General features: G+C 63.8%; 17 protein-coding genes. 12 read left to right on the top strand and 5 right to left on the bottom strand.

Translation table 11 applies throughout. From position 1 onward, the window contains the following. Positions 1–31 precede the first annotated feature (31 nt). The 9 genes from KIO76_RS22980 (at position 32) to KIO76_RS23020 (ending at position 8,657) form a co-directional block, all read left to right on the top strand. Positions 32–1,009: an ABC transporter permease gene (locus KIO76_RS22980; protein ID WP_213325912.1), complete on the top strand. Its 978-nt coding sequence runs from the start codon at positions 32–34 to the stop codon at positions 1,007–1,009. Position 1,010: 1 nt separating this feature from the next. Further along, complete coding sequence (locus KIO76_RS22985) at positions 1,011–1,856, top strand: ABC transporter permease (RefSeq protein ID WP_213325913.1); 846 nt, start codon at positions 1,011–1,013, stop codon at positions 1,854–1,856. 78 nt (positions 1,857–1,934) lie between these two features. After that, positions 1,935–4,277: a xanthine dehydrogenase family protein molybdopterin-binding subunit gene (locus KIO76_RS22990; RefSeq protein WP_213325914.1), complete on the top strand. Its 2,343-nt coding sequence runs from the start codon at positions 1,935–1,937 to the stop codon at positions 4,275–4,277. Continuing rightward, the gene (locus tag KIO76_RS22995; protein WP_213325915.1) at positions 4,274–6,058 is read left to right on the top strand and encodes a thiamine pyrophosphate-binding protein; all 1,785 of its coding nucleotides are present in this window, start codon (positions 4,274–4,276) and stop codon (positions 6,056–6,058) included. The genes KIO76_RS22990 and KIO76_RS22995 overlap by 4 nt, the downstream gene beginning before the upstream one ends. A 4-nt stretch (positions 6,059–6,062) precedes the next feature. Beyond that, complete coding sequence (locus KIO76_RS23000) at positions 6,063–6,269, top strand: SRPBCC domain-containing protein (RefSeq protein ID WP_213325916.1); 207 nt, start codon at positions 6,063–6,065, stop codon at positions 6,267–6,269. A 3-nt stretch (positions 6,270–6,272) separates the two neighbouring features. Continuing rightward, entirely contained in the window at positions 6,273–6,743 is a 471-nt protein-coding gene (locus KIO76_RS23005) for a (2Fe-2S)-binding protein (RefSeq protein ID WP_213325917.1), read from the top strand. After that, complete coding sequence (locus KIO76_RS23010; protein ID WP_213325918.1) at positions 6,740–7,498, top strand: SDR family NAD(P)-dependent oxidoreductase; 759 nt, start codon at positions 6,740–6,742, stop codon at positions 7,496–7,498. Before KIO76_RS23005 ends, KIO76_RS23010 begins: the two co-directional genes overlap by 4 nt. 8 nt (positions 7,499–7,506) lie before the next feature. Further along, complete coding sequence (locus KIO76_RS23015; RefSeq protein WP_213325919.1) at positions 7,507–7,821, top strand: carboxymuconolactone decarboxylase family protein; 315 nt, start codon at positions 7,507–7,509, stop codon at positions 7,819–7,821. 20 nt (positions 7,822–7,841) lie between these two features. Next, a complete protein-coding gene (locus tag KIO76_RS23020; protein WP_213325920.1) occupies positions 7,842–8,657 on the top strand; it encodes an FAD binding domain-containing protein in 816 nt (271 codons plus the stop codon). Between the two features lie 99 nt (positions 8,658–8,756). Here KIO76_RS23020 and KIO76_RS23025 read toward each other — a convergent pair whose 3' ends face one another. From KIO76_RS23025 to KIO76_RS23040, 4 genes are read right to left on the bottom strand one after another with little or no spacing between them, the layout of a single operon-like run. After that, positions 8,757–9,434, bottom strand: coding sequence for a response regulator transcription factor (locus tag KIO76_RS23025; protein WP_502761905.1), 678 nt, complete (start codon positions 9,432–9,434; stop codon positions 8,757–8,759). An 18-nt stretch (positions 9,435–9,452) separates the two neighbouring features. Continuing rightward, complete coding sequence (locus KIO76_RS23030) at positions 9,453–9,818, bottom strand: response regulator (protein ID WP_291976159.1); 366 nt, start codon at positions 9,816–9,818, stop codon at positions 9,453–9,455. Further along, positions 9,815–10,459 (bottom strand): response regulator transcription factor, encoded by a 645-nt coding sequence (locus tag KIO76_RS23035; protein ID WP_213325922.1) that lies wholly within the window; start codon positions 10,457–10,459, stop codon positions 9,815–9,817. Before KIO76_RS23035 ends, KIO76_RS23030 begins: the two co-directional genes overlap by 4 nt. Further along, positions 10,456–14,748 carry a PAS domain-containing sensor histidine kinase gene (locus KIO76_RS23040; protein WP_213325923.1) on the bottom strand — a complete coding sequence of 1,431 codons (4,293 nt, stop codon included), beginning with the start codon at positions 14,746–14,748 and terminating at the stop codon, positions 10,456–10,458. Before KIO76_RS23040 ends, KIO76_RS23035 begins: the two co-directional genes overlap by 4 nt. Positions 14,749–15,103: 355 nt before the next feature. Here KIO76_RS23040 and KIO76_RS23045 point away from each other — a divergent pair, with 355 nt between their 5' ends. Beyond that, positions 15,104–16,018, top strand: a complete 915-nt coding sequence (locus KIO76_RS23045; RefSeq protein ID WP_213325924.1) for an MBL fold metallo-hydrolase — start codon at positions 15,104–15,106, stop codon at positions 16,016–16,018. Between the two features lie 77 nt (positions 16,019–16,095). Here KIO76_RS23045 and KIO76_RS23050 read toward each other — a convergent pair whose 3' ends face one another. Further along, complete coding sequence (locus KIO76_RS23050; RefSeq protein ID WP_213325925.1) at positions 16,096–16,347, bottom strand: hypothetical protein; 252 nt, start codon at positions 16,345–16,347, stop codon at positions 16,096–16,098. A gap of 239 nt (positions 16,348–16,586) precedes the next feature. Here KIO76_RS23050 and KIO76_RS23055 point away from each other — a divergent pair, with 239 nt between their 5' ends. Both KIO76_RS23055 and KIO76_RS23060 read left to right on the top strand, forming a co-directional pair. Beyond that, complete coding sequence (locus KIO76_RS23055; RefSeq protein WP_213325926.1) at positions 16,587–17,066, top strand: carboxymuconolactone decarboxylase family protein; 480 nt, start codon at positions 16,587–16,589, stop codon at positions 17,064–17,066. A 76-nt stretch (positions 17,067–17,142) separates the two neighbouring features. Beyond that, complete coding sequence (locus KIO76_RS23060) at positions 17,143–17,898, top strand: SDR family oxidoreductase (RefSeq protein ID WP_213325927.1); 756 nt, start codon at positions 17,143–17,145, stop codon at positions 17,896–17,898. Positions 17,899–18,085: the final 187 nt, after the last annotated feature.

Consider the following 18,085-nt stretch of genomic DNA (forward strand, 5'->3'; position numbering starts at 1 on the left):
TGCGACCCCTGGACCGAGGCCGCAACAGCCCATGAAATCACTCGCCCCTTACGTGATGCGTCGGTTAGGGCACGGTGTCATAACCGTCGCCGCGATCATTGTGCTGAATTTCATCATCCTGCACTTGGCACCAGGTGACACGGTCGATCTGCTTGCCGGCGAATTCGGCGCGGCCGATCCCCAGTATCTGGCGGACCTTCGTGCGCGCTTCGGTCTCGACCAGCCGCTCTATATCCAACTCGGGCAGTACTTCTGGAACGTTCTGCAGCTCGACCTCGGTTATTCATTCCGCAACGCGACGCCGGTTTTGAACCTGATTGTGGCCCGCCTGCCGGCCACCCTGATCCTCATGCTCACGGCGATCCTTGTCGCCTTCACGGCCGGGCTTCTCCTCGGGGTCATCTCCGCCAGACGCGTGAATACACTCACGGACGATGTCATCTCCGTGCTCGCGCTGCTGTTCTATGCAACGCCGCTGTTCTGGCTCGGACTGATGGGCATTGTGTTGTTTTCGGTCAAACTCGGCTGGTTGCCAACGGGCGGCATGTACACCATCGGCGGGCGCTATAATTGGCTCCAAAGCGCGCTTGACGTCGGCCGCCACCTGATCCTGCCCGCCATGACCCTCGCCCTCTATCACATGGCGATCTATACGCGACTGATGCGCGCCTCGATGCTGGAGGTCTACAACCTCGACTATATCCGTACCGCACGGTCCAAGGGCCTGATGCCGCGCCGCATCGCGTTCCGGCACGTGCTGCCGAACGCGGTCCTGCCCATGGTCACCATGGTCGGCATTCAAATCGGCACGCTGCTCGGAGGGGCGGTGATGATCGAGACGGTCTTCAATTGGCCCGGCCTCGGCCGTTTGGCCTTCGATGCCGTCTTCCAACGCGATTACAACCTGCTCCTCGGCACGATGCTGTTCGCATCCTCACTGGTGGTGGTCATCAACATCTTCACGGACCTGATCTATGCGGTCCTCGACCCGCGTATCGGGATCAGCTGACATGAAGAGCTTCCGTGAATTCTGGCGCCTCTACAAACGACGCACCTCCGCCGTGGTCGGGTTCGTCTTGCTCGGGATCATCATCATCTTGGCGATCATAGGGCCCCTGCTGGTGCCGGGAGACCCCTGGGACACGGTCGGCGCCGCTTTCGTCTGGCCTGGACAGTCGCTGGCAAGCCCACTCGGCACGGACCCTCTCGGGCGCGACATCCTCCGCGGCGTGCTGGTCGGTGCGCGCGTCTCCCTTACGATCGGCCTCGCCGCAGCAGCGGCGGCGCTGACGATCGGAATATTCATCGGCGCCTTCGCGGGCTATTTCCGCAGCTGGGTCGATGACGTGCTGATGCGCGTCACCGACGTCTTCCAGACCATACCGAATTTCCTGTTCGCCTTCGCGCTCGTCGCGCTGTTCGGTGCGTCGCTGATCAACGTGATCCTCGCGATCGGACTGGTGACGTGGCCGCCGATCGCGCGCCTCGTTCGCGCCGAGTTCCTGTCATTGCGCGAGCGCGAATACGTTCAATCCTCCATCGTGCTCGGCATGAGCGAAACCGCGATCATCTTTCGCCAGATCCTGCCCAACGCCCTGCCCCCGATTATCGTCATGTCCTCGATCATGGTCGCTGGCGCGATCCTGACCGAGGCGGGTCTGTCATTTCTCGGCCTAGGCGATCCCAATCTGATGAGCTGGGGCACGATGATCGGTATCGGCCGGCCGGCGATCCGGACTGCGTGGTATATCGCGGCCATTCCGGGCGTACTCATCCTGCTCACCGTGCTGGCGCTCAATCTTGTCGGCGAAGGTCTCAACGACGCGCTCAATCCGCGCCTCAAGGCACAGCAGTAGACATGGTGAGCATTCTGGACATGAAAAGGCTACCCACAGCCTTCGACACAGCAATGAGTGCCATTGGGGCGCGCTATCATGGATAAGTTCGGGGGGCACGGCCACACCGGTCGCGTCGAGGACGAAAGGTTCGTGTCCGGCAAAGGTTGCTACGTCGACGATATCCACCTCGCCGGCATGCTTTCCATGGCGGTGGTGCGTTCACCCTACGGCCATGCCGACATCGTGGCGCTCGATGTCTCGGCAGCACTGGCCATGCCGGGCGTCCATGCGGTGCTGACAGGTGCTGACATGGAGGCGGACGGCATCGGCACGATCCCGTGTGTAAGCCGGCCGCGCCGCGCGGACTTCACGACGCAGGCCATTATCGAACCACCCCATCGCGCGATGGCGCTGGGGCGGGTTCGCATGGTTGGCGAGGCCGTCGCGATCGTCGTTGCTGACAGCCTCGCGCTCGCCAAGGACGCCGCAGAAGCGGTGCAGGTCGAGTACGAACCGCTGACCGCCGTCACCGATCTTCGCGCCGCCATCGCACCCGATGCCCCCCAATTGTGGGACGAGGCGCCCGGCAATGTCTCTTTTGTCTACGAGATCGGCGACAGGAAAGGTGTTGACGCGGCCATGGAGGCGGCAGCGCATATCATACGGCTGACCATCGACATCAATCGCGTCTCCGCCAACCCCATGGAACCCCGTGTCGCCATCGGTGATTACGACCGCCGGTCCGGCCGATATACGCTGCACGTCGGCCAGCAGACACCGCACCAGATCCGCCACGTGCTGGCAACCCGTATCCTCCATGTGCCCGAGCACGACGTGCGCGTCATCGCGCCCGATGTCGGCGGCGGCTTCGGCCTCAAGGCGGGCATGTTTGCCGAGGACATCCTCGTGCTTTGGGCATCGCGGCGGCTGGGGCGGCCGGTGAAGTGGCTCTGCGAACGGAGCGAAGCCTTCATCAGCGATGACCATGCGCGCGAGAACCATGTCGAGGTCGCGCTGGCCCTGTCGGCGGATGGTCGCTTCCTCGGGCTCTCCTACCGGGCGCTGGCGAATCTGGGCGCCTGCGTTGCGTTGCGCGGCGCCCATCCGCCGGTGAATAACCTCGGCTCGTTGTCTGGTCCGTATACGACCCCCGCCATTCATGCGGAGGTCAAGGGCATCTTCACCAACACGCGCGCAACGGCCTCCTATCGCGGAGCAGGGCGTCCGGAAGCGACCTATGTGCTGGAGCGGGTGATCGATGCCGCTGCGCGTGAGATGGGCATTGATCCGTTCGAGCTCAGGCGCCGGAACCTGATCCCTGCCGAAGCGATGCCTTACCGCACCAATCTGCTGTTCGAATACGACAGCGGCAACTTCGAGCGGAACATGCGGTCGGCGGCGGATATGGCCGACCTCGCCGGCTTCGCCGGGCGTCGGGAGGCGTCCCGGAAGGCCGGCAAGCTGCGTGGCATCGGCATCGCGAACGCCATTGAGCAGGCTGGGGGCCCGGCCGGATCGCCTTGGGAGGAACGGGTAGAGATTCGCTTCGATCTTTCGGGCGGTGTTCGCGTGTTCGTCGGCACGATGTCGAACGGCCAAGGGCACGAGACCATCTATCAGCGTCTCGTCAGCCAACGCCTCGGCGTCGCGCCGCAACGCGTCGTCGTCATGCAGGGCGACACTGACGTCTCGGCCTTCGGGCGCGGCTCGTTCGGCTCCCGCTCGATGATGAGCGGCGGCGGCGCACTCGATCGGGCCTGCGACAAGGTGATCGCGAAGGGCAGGCGTATCGCCGCCTTCCTGCTGCAGGCGGCGGAAGCCGATATCGTTTTCGCAGGCGGACGGTTCGCGGTCGAGGGCCGAGGCTCCCTCTCCATCGATGAGGTGATGAAGGCGGGCTTCAGCGTCGCCGCGCTGCCGCCCGAGATCGAAGGCGGCCTCGATGCGATCGCTGTGTTTGCCCCGCCGGCGCCGACCTATCCCAACGCCTGCCACATCTGCGAGCTCGAGATCGATCCTGATACCGGGTCGGTGGAATTCGACCGCTATATCGTTGTCGACGATGTCGGCAACGTGCTCGATCACCAGATGGTCGAGGGCCAGGTGCAGGGCGGTATGGCGCAGGGGCTCGGCCAGGCGCTCCTCGAAAACATCCGCTACGACGATGACGGCCAGATCCTCACGGCCTCCTTCATGGACTACGGCATGCCGCGCGCCAGCGATGTGCCCGATTGCAAATTGCTGACGCAAGGCACCCCGACCGCCAACAACCCGCTTGGCGTCAAGGGCGCCGGAGAAGCGGGCACTATTGGCGCCCTGCCCGCCATCATGAACGCCGTCCTTGACGCACTCGCGCCTCTCGGTGTGCGCCATATCGACATGCCTGCGACGCCAGAGCGTGTCTGGCGGGCCATTCGCAACGCGGAGATCTCTGCATGAACGTCACCGATAATGAGGTCGAGAAACCGGTCGGCATCAACAATCCCCGCATTGAGTGGTCAAGCGACCTGATGGCCGAGGTCGTGCGCAGGCTCGACCTCAAATATCTCGCCATGAACCCCGGTGCGAGCTACCGCGGCTTTCACGACAGCCTCGTCAACTATCTCGGCAACCGTGACCCGCAGATGCTGCTGACGCTGAATGAGGACCACGCGGTCGCCATCGCGCACGGCTATGCCCGCGTCACCGGCGAGCCGATGGGCTGCGTGTTGCACAGCAATGTGGGCCTGATGCACGGGTTGATGCAGATATTCAACGCGTGGTGCGCGCGGGTGCCGATGGTGATTGTCGGCGCGACAGGGCCCGTCGCCGCCGACAAGCGCAGACCGTGGGTCGACTGGGTTCACACCGCCAAGGACCAGGGCGCGCTCCTGCGCAACTACACGAAGTGGGACGACCAGCCGACCTCGGCTGTCGCAGCCGTGGAGTCCTTCCTGCGCGCCAACCAGATCGCGCGGACCGCGCCGCGCGGCCCCACCTATGTCTGCCTCGAGGCTGATCTTCAGGAAGAGCCTTTCGATGCCGACGGCTTCGCATTGCCGGACGTATCTCGCTACGCGCCAGGCCCCTCCCCGCATCCTTCCGCAGAAACATTGCGCGACATCGCCGACCGCCTTGTGCAGGCCGAACGGCCTATCATCCTGTCAGGTCGCGTCTCGCGCGATCCGGAAGCGTGGGAGCAGCGTATCAGACTGGCCGAGGCCGTCGGTGCCCGCGTGCTGACGGACCTGCGCACGGGCGCGTCCTTCCCCACCGAGCACCCGCTGCACGGGCCGACTCCGCGCAGCCACTACTCGCCTGAAGCCGCCGAACTTGTGCGCCAGGCCGACGTCATTCTCGTGCTCGACTCCATTGATCTCGCCGGTGCGCTGCAACTGATCGAACAGAAAGGCAAGGTCAGGGGCACCATCATCAACTGCACCGTGGATTCATACATCCATAATGGTTGGAGCATGGACTACCAGGGGCTCCCGCCGGCGGATATCCGCGTGCTGGCCGAACCCGACGCTCTCGTCGCCGGGCTTCTTCCCTATCTGACAAAGGCGCAAAAGCCGGCTTCAGCATGGAGCACACCACAGGCCCCGGCGAAGGTCGCACCGCCCGATCTGAGCGATCCGCGGCGGGCCATCGTGCAGGACGACCTCGCATGGCTCCTCAACGCGCGCCGCGAAGGCCGCAAGTTCACTATCATGCGTGTCGGCCTTGGCTTTTCGAGTGAACATTACCCGTTCCGCGACCCGCTGGATTATCTCGGCTTCGACGGCGGCGGCGGGCTTGGTGCAGGCCCGGGCATGGCCGTTGGTGTGGGGCTGGCGCTCAAGGGCACAGGCCGGATCCCGATGAGCATCGTCGGGGACGGCGATTTCCTCCAGGGCGCGACCGCGCTCTGGACCGCGGCACATTACGCTATTCCCGTCCTCGTCATCGTCGCCAACAATCGCTCGAACTACAATGACGAGGTTCATCAGGAAGCCGTTGCCCGCGAGCGCAAGCGGCCCGTCGAAAACAAGTGGATCGGCATGCGTCTTGCCGAACCCCATGTCGACATCGCGGGCTTAGCCCGCGCCCAGGGCGTGGTGGCGGAGACGGTCTCGGAGGTTGGCGAGCTCACCGAGGCGCTTGAGCGGGCGATCCGCACGGTCGAAGCCGGCAAACCCTACCTGCTCGATCTCGTGATTGAGCCCTCAGAGCGCGGCCCGCTGCTCAAGAGAGGAAACTGACCCGATGAACATGTCAGGAAGCTACCAGCCTGCTGCGTCACGCCAGGAGGTGTGCGCGGCACTTAACAATCCAGACGTCCTCAGGCACTGCATTCCAGGCCGTGAAAGCCTTGTCATGCGGTCACCGGAGATGGGGGTGGTGGTGACCCGTCAAATCGGCCCGCTATCCTTCACCGCCAGGCTCCGTCTAACCGAAACGGGCGAAGCCTGAACCATGCGGCGGATCACCTTGAACGTGAACGGCACCGAGATGACGGCGGAAGGCGATGACCGCACGCTGCTCGTCACCTTTCTGCGCGAGGGCCTGCGTCTGACCGGAACCCATGTCGGCTGTGACACGAGCCAGTGCGGCGCGTGCACAGTCCACATGGACGGGAAGTCGGTCAAATCCTGCAGCATCCTGGCCGTGCAGGCGGAAGGGTCACAAATCATCACCATCGAGGGGATCGCCACAGGAGGAGAGCTGCACCCGATGCAGCAGGCCTTCCGCGAGTATCACGGCTTGCAATGCGGCTATTGCACGCCGGGCATGATCATGGCGGCGCTCGATCTCGTGCGCCGGATACCCCATGCGGATGAACGCACCATTCGCGAAAATCTCGAGGGCAATATCTGTCGATGCACCGGCTATACCGGCATCGTGCGTGCCATTGCCTCCCAGATCCGACCGGAACAGCAATCATGAGCGAGCGGCCCCGCGTCTTTCTGGTCACGGGATCAGCCAGCGGCATCGGCGCCGCGATCTGCCGCCGACTGGCCGCACCCGGCACCGCTTTCATGGTGCATGCGCGCAAGAATGCCGAAGGCGCAGCAGCCGTCGCCGAGAACTTGCGCGCGCGGGGCGCAGTGGCGCAAACGCATCTGTGCGACTTGCGAGACCAGGGGGCGGCAGCCGGCCTGGTGGAGCGCACCGTCGAAGCCTTCGGCGGTCTCGACGTCCTGGTGTCGAACGCAGGTTCAGCCAACAAGAAGCCGCTGCTCGAGGTGTCGGACGACGACCTTTCGGCCGCGACTGATACCGTCATGGCGGCCTTCTTCCATCTGGCCCGCGCAGCCGCCCCCCATCTGAAGGAAGGCCGCGACCCGCGCATCGTCGCCGTCAGCTCCTTCGTCGCGCACATCTTCCGCAAGGATGTTACGCTTTTCCCGGTCACCGCCGCGGCCAAGGCGGGATTGGAAGCGCTGGTGCGCACGCTAGCCATCGAGCTTTCTCCCTTCGGCGTGACGAGCAACGTGGTCGTACCCGGTTACACGGAAAAGGATCCGGGTGCGCATTCCGCCTTCACCCCCGAGGGCTGGCGCAAGGTTGCCGAACAGGTGCCGCTTGGCCGCATTGCCCGGCCGGCTGACATTGCCAACGCGGTCGCCTTCTTCGCCGATTCCACCTCGGATTTCGTCACTGGCCAGACGTTGCACGTCAATGGCGGCCTTCACATCTAGGGGACCACATGGCCAACCCGACCTACCTGCGCTTCATCGAGAAGAACCCGGACAGCGCCGCCGCCTTCAAGGCGCTGGTGGCAGAGGTGACCAAGGCGGGAGCACTCGACGCCAAGACGAAGCAATTGATCTTTCTCGCCTGCACCGCCGTCAGCGGCTATGGCGACGGGCTGATCGCGCATATCGACAAGATACTGGCCGCCGGTGGCACACCCGACGAGATCAGGGAGACGCTTGCGGTCACGATTCCCGTCGCCGGCGTCATGCCGGTGCTCAAGGTCTATGACGCGGTTGAGGACCACCTCGCCAAGGTACAAGCCTAACGAAGGTGCAAGCCTGAACAATGTACCAGACCCGCTACCATCGCCCATCCTCGATCGCCGAGGCCGTCGCTATCGTGAGACGCGCTGAGGACGGCAAGTTCTTGTCGGGCGGCATGACCTTGATCCCCGCCATGAAGACGCGGCTCACCGCCCCGTCCGATCTGGTTGACCTGCGCCACGTGCCCGGGCTATCCGGCATCGCCATCTCGGGTCGCGAGGTCGTCATCGGCGCCGCGACGACCCACTCCGAGGTGGCGTCGCACGGCGAGCTTGAGGCCTTATGTCCCGCGATATGCCATCTCGCCGGCCTTATTGGCGACCCCCATGTGCGGCACATGGGAACGATCGGCGGATCGGTCGCCAACAACGATCCCGCCGCGGATTATCCGGCGGCCATGATCGCGCTCAACGCGACCATCGTGACCAGTGAGCGGGAGATCCTCGCAGAAGACTTCTTCACCGGGCTGTTTGAAACCTCGCTCAATGACGACGAAATGGTGACGGCAGTGCGGTTCACGGCTCCTTTGGACGGGGCCTACGTGAAATTTCCCAATCCGGCATCGAGATACGCCCTCGCCGGGACATTCATCGCGCGCAGCGAGCCCGGCATCAGGGTCGGCGTCACGGGCGCGGGAGCGGACGGCGTCTTCCGGTCAACCGAGATCGAACAAGCTCTTTCCGCGCGTTTCGACGTCTCCGGGCTCGACGGCGTGACAGTGCCTTCCGACGGTCTGATGAGCGATATTCATGCCAGTGCCGAGTACCGCGCTCATCTCGTCGTGGTGATGGCGAGGCGAGCGATGGCCCGTCTCCTCGATGCGCGCCGGGCGGCGTAAGCTGTATGGGCCGCACACCCCAGGGATAGGCGACACGGATCCGGCATTGCCGAGACGCCTTGCACGCCTGCGTGCATCAGCACAGCCCCTCCGCGCAAACTAACACGACGACTGCCGCAGGGAGGCCGGCAGTGTTTCCCATGCCCGGATCAGCTCACCGACTGTGGTGACCTGCATTTTCCGCATGGCATTGCTCCTGTGGAGTTTCACGGTCACTTCGCTGATGCCGAAGTCATAGGCGATTTGCTTGTTGAGACGGCCGCGCACGACCTCGCTCAGGACACTTTGCTCCCGCGGTGTGAGCAACTTCAGAAGCTCGGCATTGCGTCGCGCTACTCTCGCGGCCGCCCGCTGCTGCCGGTCTCGCTCCAGGGCAACCGTGATGGCATCGAGGAGGGCCTGATCGCGCACCGGCTTGGTCAGGAAGTCGACCGCGCCGGCCTTCATGGCCTGCACCGTCATCGGAATGTCTCCATGCCCGGTCAGGAAGATGATGGGTTTGGTGTTGCCGCTGGCGGCGAGGCGATGCTGGAGGTCAAGGCCGCTGGCCCCGGGCATCCGCACATCGAGGATGAGGCAACCGGGAACGTCCGGGTCCCAGGAGGCCAGCAGTTCCTGCGTGGACGCAAAACAGATCGCGTTCAGCCCGATCGACAGAATAAGCTCGCTCAAGGCTTCGCGTACCGCGAGGTCGTCGTCGACCACGAGAACGACGGGCTGCTCACCCCCCTCGCGTGCTGGTGACGATTGAGTCTTCCGAGATACTTGCTGCAACATGGTCAACTTCTCCCAGATTTAGTCGGCGAAGGCCTCATCCACGGCAGCCAGCAGCAGCTGGCCGTCTATCGGCTTGCGGAATAGAGCCGCCGCCAGGGGGGACTTGGCGAGCCGATCCGCGATCTCATGACGTCCCGTCACCATGAAGATGGGCAGGTCCGGCCTCATTGTCCTGACGGCATCGCGGAGCTCGAAGCCGTCCATTTCCGCCATGCCGATATCCGTGATCAAGCAATCGACGTCCACGAGCCCCGCCGCGAGCAGCGCCTTCGGCGAGGAGAAGGTCCGAACCGCATAGCCTGCGGACTCCAGGAGATTCTCCAGGGACTCGAGGAGCCGTATATCGTCATCCACAACCGCGATGGTGCGCTCGGAGCTACTCACGTTTCTTTGTCTCCGCGACGCGAATGGGTGATGGGGATATTGAGCCGCTCGGCGACCCGCACGAGATCCGCGAGAGAGGCTGCCCCCATCTTCCGCAGCACGTTCCGTCGATGCAGCTGAAGCGTGACCTCGCTGAGCTGCAGCACGGCCGCGGCTTGCTTGTTCAACAAGCCGCTCACGATAAGCGGCAGAACCTCGCGCTCCCGCGGGGTGAGTGTATCGTAGCGGGCCTCTAGGCGCTCAAGATCCGAGCGCTCGGCGCGGAGCTGCCTGTCGCGCGCGAAGGCGGCGTCTATGGCGCCCATGAGCGCGTGCTCCCCAAAGGGCTTTGTCAGGAAGTCCACCGCCCCGTGCTTGATCGCGCGGACCGACGAGGGAATGTCGCCATGGCCCGTGATGAAGACGATCGGCGGATGATCCGTTCCGGCCAGCTGCGCCTGCAGGTCGAGCCCGTTGATGTCAGGGAGCTCGATGTCGAGAAGCAGGCACGCAGGCCCTGCCGGCTTGGCTGCGCGTGCGTAATCTCCCGCGGAGGCGAAGGAGGCCACGCGGATGCCATGGGCTTCGAGAAGCTCGGCAAGGGCTTCACGCGCACTTGGATCGTCGTCCACGATCAGCACGATGGGCTCCTCCGACGTCATGAGAGCTCAGGCGGTTCGATCGGGAGCGTGAAAGCAAAAGTGGCGCCGCCGGTGGCGTTCTTATCGACCCACAATCGCCCGCCATGCGCCTCGATGATCGACCGGCAGATCGCAAGGCCCATCCCCATGCCGGTCTGCTTTGTTGTGAAGAACGCGTCGAACACCTTTTCCGGATGGACAACGCCCGGTCCGTTGTCGCTCACCTCAACCCGCACATCCTCGCCGTCGCGCATGGCACGCACGCGGAGACGCGGCTCCACCGTTGAGCCATCCATCGCCTCGATCGCATTGCGCATCAGGTTCACGAGCACCTGTTGGACCTGGATAACATCAAACGGGATCTCCGGGAGCCCGGGGGCCACGTCCGTCTCGATGTCGACCCGTACCTGCGTCGTTCCGTCAGCGAGCAATCTCCCGACCTCCGCGGTGACATCCCCGATCGGCGCGCGATGCCGGGGGGCGACGGCCTGCTTGAACAGGGCGCGGATCCGGCTGACGAAATCCGCAGCTGCATTTGCGTCGCGAATGATCCGCGCGATGGTGATCTGAGCCCGCTCGAGGTTTGGTGGGCAGGCAGTCAGCCAGCGCTGGCACGCCTCGGAATTCCACACGACCGCTGCCAGCGGTTGGTTCACCTCATGGGCAATCGAGGCCGAGAGCTCTGCGAGGCTCGCCGCCTGGCTCGCGCGGGCAAGGCGTTCCTGCGCCAAGCGGAGGTTCTCCTGAGCCCGAACCTCTGCGTCGATATCGAGGCAGATCACATTCCACTGGACGATCGCACCGTCGGTGTCGCGCATCGGTGCGGCGCGCGTCTCAACCCAGCGATACACGCCGTCATGGCGACGCAGCCGGTGCCGCCGCGCGTAGGGCTTTCCCGTCAGCAAGCAGTCCGCATAGTGCTTCTTGACTGCAGCGACGTCATCGGGATGCACCCCGGCGTCCAGCGTCTGCGTCAAACGTGATCCGCCTTTCTTGGTCAGCTCCTGGAGCTCATAGCCCAGAAACTCTCGAAGCTGCTGACTGCGGTAAACCGGTTCGCCATTTGGTGCTGCGCAATCGATCATCGCCGGCAGGGTTTCCACGAGCTGCCACAGGAAGCGCTCCCTTTCGCGCAACGCAGCCTGGGCCTGCATCTCATCCTCGATGTCAATCGAGGCGATGTACCACTGAACGATTTCGCCATTGGCATCGCGCAAGGCCTGGGCGCGCGCCTCGATCCACCGATAGACGCCGTCGCTGCAGCGTCGCCGGAACCGGTTCACGAACGGCTCGCCGGTCGCAAAACCAAGGGAGGCCCTGCGAAACATCATCGGAAAGTCTTCCGGATGAGCGACGTCGAGCGCGAGGCTTTCAAAATCCTGGATGTGGCCCGGTGAGCCCACCGTCTCAAGATAGCGCCTGCTGGCATAGGTCAATTTGCGCGCCCGATCGAAGCTCAGGATATTAATGGGCACCGCGTCGATCATCTGCTCCAGTTGCTGCTTGCTCACGCGTAGCGCCTCTTCGGCGAGCACCTGGTCATGGATATCGTGGCACAGGCCGTACCATTGCGCGATACGGCCGCCCTCGTCCTGCATCGCTTCGGCGCTCGCTTCCATCCAACGGAAGACCCCATCCGCCCGGCGCATGCGCCACTTCATCAGGAGGCGCTTACCACTCGCCAAGGAGTGCTCGAATGCCGCCATCACATTGTCCCGATCATCCGGGTGAATGATGGCGTCGGTAATTGCCGCAAGGCGGCTTTTGCCGGGCTGGTCCGCATCCGTGACGTCCAAACCCAGAAAGTCGACGAGCCGCTTGTTGAAGAACACCGGCACGCCATCGGCCGTAATCCGCCAGAGGTAACTTGGCACCATGTCGACAAGTTGCGACAGCTCCCGTTCGCGGTCGCGCACCGCCGCTTCCGCACGCTTGCGTTCTGTCAGGTCCAAGATATAGGCGACGCCCTGCCGAGACTGGCCGTCGAAACAGGCGGCGCCGATGAGGACGGGCACCCGGCTGCCATCCTTGCGGAAGTACTCCTTCTCCCGCGCCTGCATCTTGCCCGTCGTCGCAAGCTCCTCTGCCTCCTCGCGGGAATGCACTTCCTGCCATTCCGAAGGTGTCATGTCGAACCAGCGAATGCCGGCCTTCACATCCTCCCTGTCATATTGGACCATGCGCAGGAACGCGTCGTTGGCGTCGATCAGCGTGCCATCGAGGTCCCAGATCACGATGCCAATGATATCCGAATCGACGAGCCTGCGGATTCTGGCCTCGCGTTCCGCGATCTCACCATAAAGACGCATCTGCTCGTCGATATCATGGCTGAGGCCGAACCATTGGACGATCCGTCCGCGCTCGTCTCGCAGCGGTTCCGCACGGCCCGACATCCAGCGGTACTCGCCGTCGGCTCGCCGCATCCGGTATTGCATCGCGAAAGCTTCGCCACTGGCTAGACTCTGATAAAGAGCCGCTTCGAACTGCGGCGCGTCATCCGGGTGGATGGCCTGAAGTAGGGTCTGTAGCCGGCTCATGTCCGGCTCCTGGGGATGACCTACCTCCATGTTGAGAAAATCAACCATCCGCTTGTTGAAGAACATCGGCTCGCCGTCTGGCCGCAGCCGCCAGATGTGGCTCGGAACCATATCGACCAGCTGCGAGAGCTCCCGCTCGCGACCGCGCAGGTCTTCCTGTGCGCGCATGAGATCTTCAATATCGATAAGCACGCCGTACCACTGGATGATTATCCCGCTCGCATTGCGCAGAGCTTGGGCTCGCCCCTCCACCCAGCGGAACACGCCATCATGCCGGCGAACCCGATATTTCCGGAGGAAGGGATCACCCGTGAGGACACAACGCGCCAGCTCTTCATGCACCCCTGGGCTATCTTCCGGATGCACGAGGATCGCCGCAGCATGGGCGATGCGGCTCAACTCCCGAGTACCGAGATCCTCTGCCCGGGTGCCTAGCCAATGCATCAGCTGCTCGCTGTAGTAGGACGGCTGACCATCTGGCGACAGGCACCAGGTCAGGCTCGGTACGGCATCCACAAGTTGCCGCAACTGGCGCTCGCTCTCCTGTAAAGCCTCGCGCGCGACGACGCGTTCATGCACGTCGACACATACGCCATACCACCGGATGATTGCCCCGGTCTCACCGCGCATGGGTTCCGCGCGGCCCTCAGTCCAACGAAACCCGCCATCGGCCCTGCGCTGCCGATAGGTCATGCAAAACGCCTCACCCGTTGCGAACGCGTGGCCGAGCGCTTTCTCGACAGCCGCCATATCTTCCGGGTGGATATCGCCAAGGGAACGCGATCCGTCGGGGGCGATGAGATCGTCCAACGCGATCCCGACCGCGTCCGCCAGTCGCTTGTTGATGTAGGAGGGCTCGCCGTTCGGCATGACACACCAGATCATGGCGGGCACCGCGTCAACGAGACGCTTGAGCTCCTGTTCACGCAGGCGCAAAGCCTCCTCCGCCCGGGCCTGGTCATCGACGTCGTGGCACGTTCCATACCACTGCAGGATATCGCCCCTGTCGTTGCGCAACGGCTCAGCACGGCTCGACATCCAGCGGTACGCACCGTCTGCGCGACGTAGCCGGTAGCGTAGCGAGAACGGTTCGCCAGTTGCCAGGCTGCGGCCGAGCGTATCCCTGAAAGCGATCGCATCATCGGGGTGGATCGCGCCCAACAAGCCGTCCAGTCCGCCTTGCGCCTTGCTTGCCATGGCTGGTCCGAGATAGTCCGCCATCCGCTTGTTGATGAACGCCAGCTCGCCTTTGGACGTGAGCCGCCACAAGTGGGTCGGGGCCATGTCGACGAGCTCCGAGAGCGCCCGCACGCGGTCTCCCTGCACGCCTTCACCAGGCTGACGAGTATCGGTGATGGAGGTCCCGTACCAGCCGACGACGCGCGCCTCCGCATCGCGCAGCGGACGGCCCGCAGAGCGCCCCCATCGGTAGATCCCATCGGTGCCACGCATACGTTGGTTGACATCGTAAGCATGCCCGGTCTGCAGGCTCTCTCGCCAGGAGGCTGCCGCCGCCGGATAGTCGTCGGGATGCACCAGCCCTTTCCAGTCAAGCGGCTGGTCTTCGGCAAGAGTTTGATTGGTAGCGGACGCCTGATCCGGGAGGCTCTCGCGCCCGTTTCCCGCCGCGGCGGTCAGCAGGGGCAGCATGCCCGGCGTGACATAGACGAGCCGGCCTGCGGCGTCCGTCGCCCAAGCGTTGCCGACCACGCCTTCCACCATCCGAGCCGCCTGCGCGGGCGCGTCGTTTGCATAGTCCGCAATCGACAACATCAGCACGTCCTCCCGTGGAGGCCGCGTCCGCCTGGCCCGCGACCGTGGCGTCAGACTAGCACTCCTTCCGTCCAGCTGCTTCGCTCAGGGGTGAGAATAGGGCGGTGCGATTTCCGCTGCACCCTATGGAAATCCATCGGTTGTCCGCTGCCTGCGGTTCGGACGGTGGGAGCTGGCTGGGCGATCAGTCGGGTCGGCACGTCAGATCGTCGCCTGTTCTCTACCGCGGAAACGCGATGACGCGACCTATACGGTGGTATCGCTCACCCTCGCCTCCAACCCAATCGATCGCACCCATGCCTCACCGTAAGTTGCCCCTGCCGTGCGTAGAACGGCGGTCAGCTAGGAGACAAACATGAGCTTGGACACCTCCCATCTCGATACACCCCGGCCTGCTGAACTGGTTCCATCGCGCTATGCCGTGCGGATCGGTGAGATCGACGTGCTCGTGGTCAGTGACGGAGTGCTTCCGCTCCCAACCAACATGCTCGGGCACAACGCAGATCCCGCAGCGCGGAAGGCCTGGCTGAACGACATGTTTCTGCCGCCCGACGCTTTCGACTGGTCGCTGAATGTGGTGCTGGTCCGAAGCGGCAGCCAGACCATACTCATCGACGCCGGCCTGGGGCTGGATCCCGACCTGAACTTGCCGCGCGCCGGGCAATTGATCAGGAGACTGGAGTCCGCAGGCATCGATCTGGCCTCAGTGACCGACATCGTGCTCACCCACATGCATATGGACCATATCGGCGGACTTCTCGTCGACGGCGTCAAGGACCGCCTGCGGCCGGACCTGCGGATCCACGTCGCAGCAGCCGAGGTCAAGTTCTGGGAGGCCCCAGACTTCACCCATGCGGTCATGCCTGACGGATTTCCCGACGCCCTCCGCGCAACGGCCAAGCGGTTCGCGAAAGAATACCGGAGCCAGCTGCGCCTGTTCGAAGATGAGCATGAAGTAGCGCCAGGCGTAGTCGTCCGCCGCACGGGCGGCCACACGCCCGGGCACAGTGTCGTTCGGCTTGCCTCCGGTGGCGACCGGCTGACGTTTGCAGGCGACGCCATCTTCGCGGTCGGGTTCGACCATCCCGATTGGTATAACGGCTTCGAGCACGACCCCGAAGAAGCAGCCCGTGTTCGCGTCCGTCTTTTGACGGAACTGGCTGAGACCGGCGAACAACTGGTGGCCACTCACCTACCGTTTCCATCTGTCGGCCGGGTGGCGATAGCCGGAGATGCCTTTCGCTGGGTCCCGGTCTTCTGGGACTACTGAAAGCCTGGCCTGCCGGAAGCGCAAGGGGCGTTTCCTCACCAGGCGACGACACGCCTGCCCTCGGTATGCCCCAGCGCTCAGAGGCGCGAGGAACGTGATCGCGAGCCAGCGTCGGCTTCGACTGCGTCGCCGGTGAAGCCGAGCGCGGCTTGCAGCCATTCCGGCTCAGCTACAGCCGCTCGATCAGAGAGCCCGTTTGCGTCGCCTGGCTCGGCTGTGCCCATGGCGCGGCCTGTTTCCCTGAGGCTTTTCTTTGGAGCATCACAATGTGCCGGCACATCAACGGTCCCGGGCCCCGTCACGCCCTCACCCGCGACGCTCGAAACCATAGCGTCGCCTCCAAAGAAGGCGAGATCGCGGAGCCTGTCGGAACCCCGGCCCACGCCCACACAACACACGGGCATGCCTGCGCCCTTTGCCCCTTCAAGAAGGCGAACACCGCGAGCACGACCTGCGCCCAATTCGCGAGATCGAAGGACGGAAGACAACTGCTCCATCTGTCACCCGCGCGGATCTGCTGAGGATAGCCGCGATCATCTCAAATAAATCCATCCCAACGGAGCCTCCTATGTCGCAGCGTATCAACTATCCCCAGCAATCGCCCGAACTGTTCAGGAAATTCATGGAGTTCAGCACTGCCCTGAGAGACGGCGCGATCGAAGAGACGATCCACAATCTAGTCCAGATACGGGCTTCGCAGCTCAATGGCTGTGCCTTCTGCTTCGACATGCATGTCAAGCAGGCGAAAATCGCCGGCGAATCCGAGCTTCGTCTCCACCATGTTACCATCTGGCGGGAATCCAACCTCTTCGCTGCACGCGAGCGCGCGGCTCTCGCCTGGACCGAAGCACTGACCAAGCTTCCCGAGGGTGGCGTTTCCGACGAACTGTTCCAAAGGGTACGCGGCGAGTATTCCGAAAAGGAACTTTCTGATCTCACCTTCGCTGTGATGGCGATCAACGCCTGGAATCGCGTGGGAATTGCTTTCAAGACCACACCCGGCTCGGCCGATAAGGCATTTGGTCTCGATAAGGCGGGCCTGAGCTGAATAAAGCCCCGTCCCCTTTTTTCAGATCCACGTCGATACGCAGCATTCCATCGAGGCTGCGACAGGAGATCAAGTGATGAAGATCGTCGTCATCGGAGGAACCGGCCTCATCGGCTCGAAAACCGTCACACGTCTGCGCAAGCGTGGCCACGATGTGCTGGCTGCGTCGCCGAATACCGGCGTCAACACCATAACGGGCGAAGGTCTCACCGGCGCACTTGCCGGAGCGGAGGTCGTGTTGGACCTTGCAAACTCGCCCTCCTTCGACGACCAGGCGGTGCTCGATTTCTTTTCAATCTCCGGGCATAACTTGCTCGCCGCCGGAAAGGCGGCCGGCGTGCGCCACCATATAGCTCTATCCGTCGTCGGGACTGAACGTCTGCAGGAGAGCGGCTATTTCCGTGGCAAGCTGCTGCAGGAACAGCTGATCCGCGAATCCGGGCTTCCCTTCACCATCGTTCACTCGACCCAGTTCCTTGAGTTCCTGCCTGGCATCGCCCAGTCCGCAGCGAACGGCGCGACAGTTCGCTTGTCACCGGCCCTCGTACAGCCGATCGCCTCCGACGATGTCGCGGACGCGATGACGGATGTCGCTCTCTCGGCACCGGCGAACGGGATTGTCGAAATCGCCGGGCCAGAGCGCTTCGCCCTCGACGAACTCGTGCGGCGGTACCTCACCGCGATCGGTGACACCCGCTCGGTCGAGGCCGATTCCGACGCCCGCTATTTCGGGGCCCGGCTTCGCGAGACCTCTCTGGTCTCCGATGCCGATCCACGGCTCGGCACCGTCACCTTCTCCCAGTGGGTGAGCACGCTGCCGGTGCCCGCCTGATCGGCCCGGCCGCAGGTGACATCAAGAGGCCTTGATCAATGCAACGACCTCCGCGGGCCGCCTCCCCGCGAGGTCGATGACGGCCCAGGCCAGCAATACCCCCGCACCCGGGCAAAGCACTCCTGCGATCGCCCGACCGCATCAACACCGAACGCGCCCAGCGTTCAGCCATCGCCTTCATCGATAC

Origin of the sequence: Chelatococcus sp. YT9 (genome assembly GCF_018398315.1) — a bacterium.
Taxonomy (GTDB): Bacteria; Pseudomonadota; Alphaproteobacteria; order Rhizobiales; family Beijerinckiaceae; genus Chelatococcus.

Coding starts and splice junctions, on each gene's coding strand:
- KIO76_RS23010 (WP_213325918.1), top strand. CDS start 6,740: ATGAGCGAGCGGCCCCGCGTCTTTCTGGTCACGGGATCAGCCAGCGGC.
- KIO76_RS23060 (WP_213325927.1), top strand. CDS start 17,143: ATGAAGATCGTCGTCATCGGAGGAACCGGCCTCATCGGCTCGAAAACC.
- KIO76_RS22985 (WP_213325913.1), top strand. CDS start 1,011: ATGAAGAGCTTCCGTGAATTCTGGCGCCTCTACAAACGACGCACCTCC.
- KIO76_RS23035 (WP_213325922.1), bottom strand. CDS start 10,459: ATGACGTCGGAGGAGCCCATCGTGCTGATCGTGGACGACGATCCAAGT.
- KIO76_RS23000 (WP_213325916.1), top strand. CDS start 6,063: ATGAACATGTCAGGAAGCTACCAGCCTGCTGCGTCACGCCAGGAGGTG.
- KIO76_RS23045 (WP_213325924.1), top strand. CDS start 15,104: ATGAGCTTGGACACCTCCCATCTCGATACACCCCGGCCTGCTGAACTG.
- KIO76_RS23050 (WP_213325925.1), bottom strand. CDS start 16,347: ATGGTTTCGAGCGTCGCGGGTGAGGGCGTGACGGGGCCCGGGACCGTT.
- KIO76_RS22990 (WP_213325914.1), top strand. CDS start 1,935: ATGGATAAGTTCGGGGGGCACGGCCACACCGGTCGCGTCGAGGACGAA.
- KIO76_RS23015 (WP_213325919.1), top strand. CDS start 7,507: ATGGCCAACCCGACCTACCTGCGCTTCATCGAGAAGAACCCGGACAGC.
- KIO76_RS23040 (WP_213325923.1), bottom strand. CDS start 14,748: ATGTTGTCGATTGCGGACTATGCAAACGACGCGCCCGCGCAGGCGGCT.
- KIO76_RS23055 (WP_213325926.1), top strand. CDS start 16,587: ATGTCGCAGCGTATCAACTATCCCCAGCAATCGCCCGAACTGTTCAGG.
- KIO76_RS22980 (WP_213325912.1), top strand. CDS start 32: ATGAAATCACTCGCCCCTTACGTGATGCGTCGGTTAGGGCACGGTGTC.
- KIO76_RS23020 (WP_213325920.1), top strand. CDS start 7,842: ATGTACCAGACCCGCTACCATCGCCCATCCTCGATCGCCGAGGCCGTC.
- KIO76_RS23025 (WP_502761905.1), bottom strand. CDS start 9,434: ATGTTGCAGCAAGTATCTCGGAAGACTCAATCGTCACCAGCACGCGAG.
- KIO76_RS23005 (WP_213325917.1), top strand. CDS start 6,273: ATGCGGCGGATCACCTTGAACGTGAACGGCACCGAGATGACGGCGGAA.
- KIO76_RS22995 (WP_213325915.1), top strand. CDS start 4,274: ATGAACGTCACCGATAATGAGGTCGAGAAACCGGTCGGCATCAACAAT.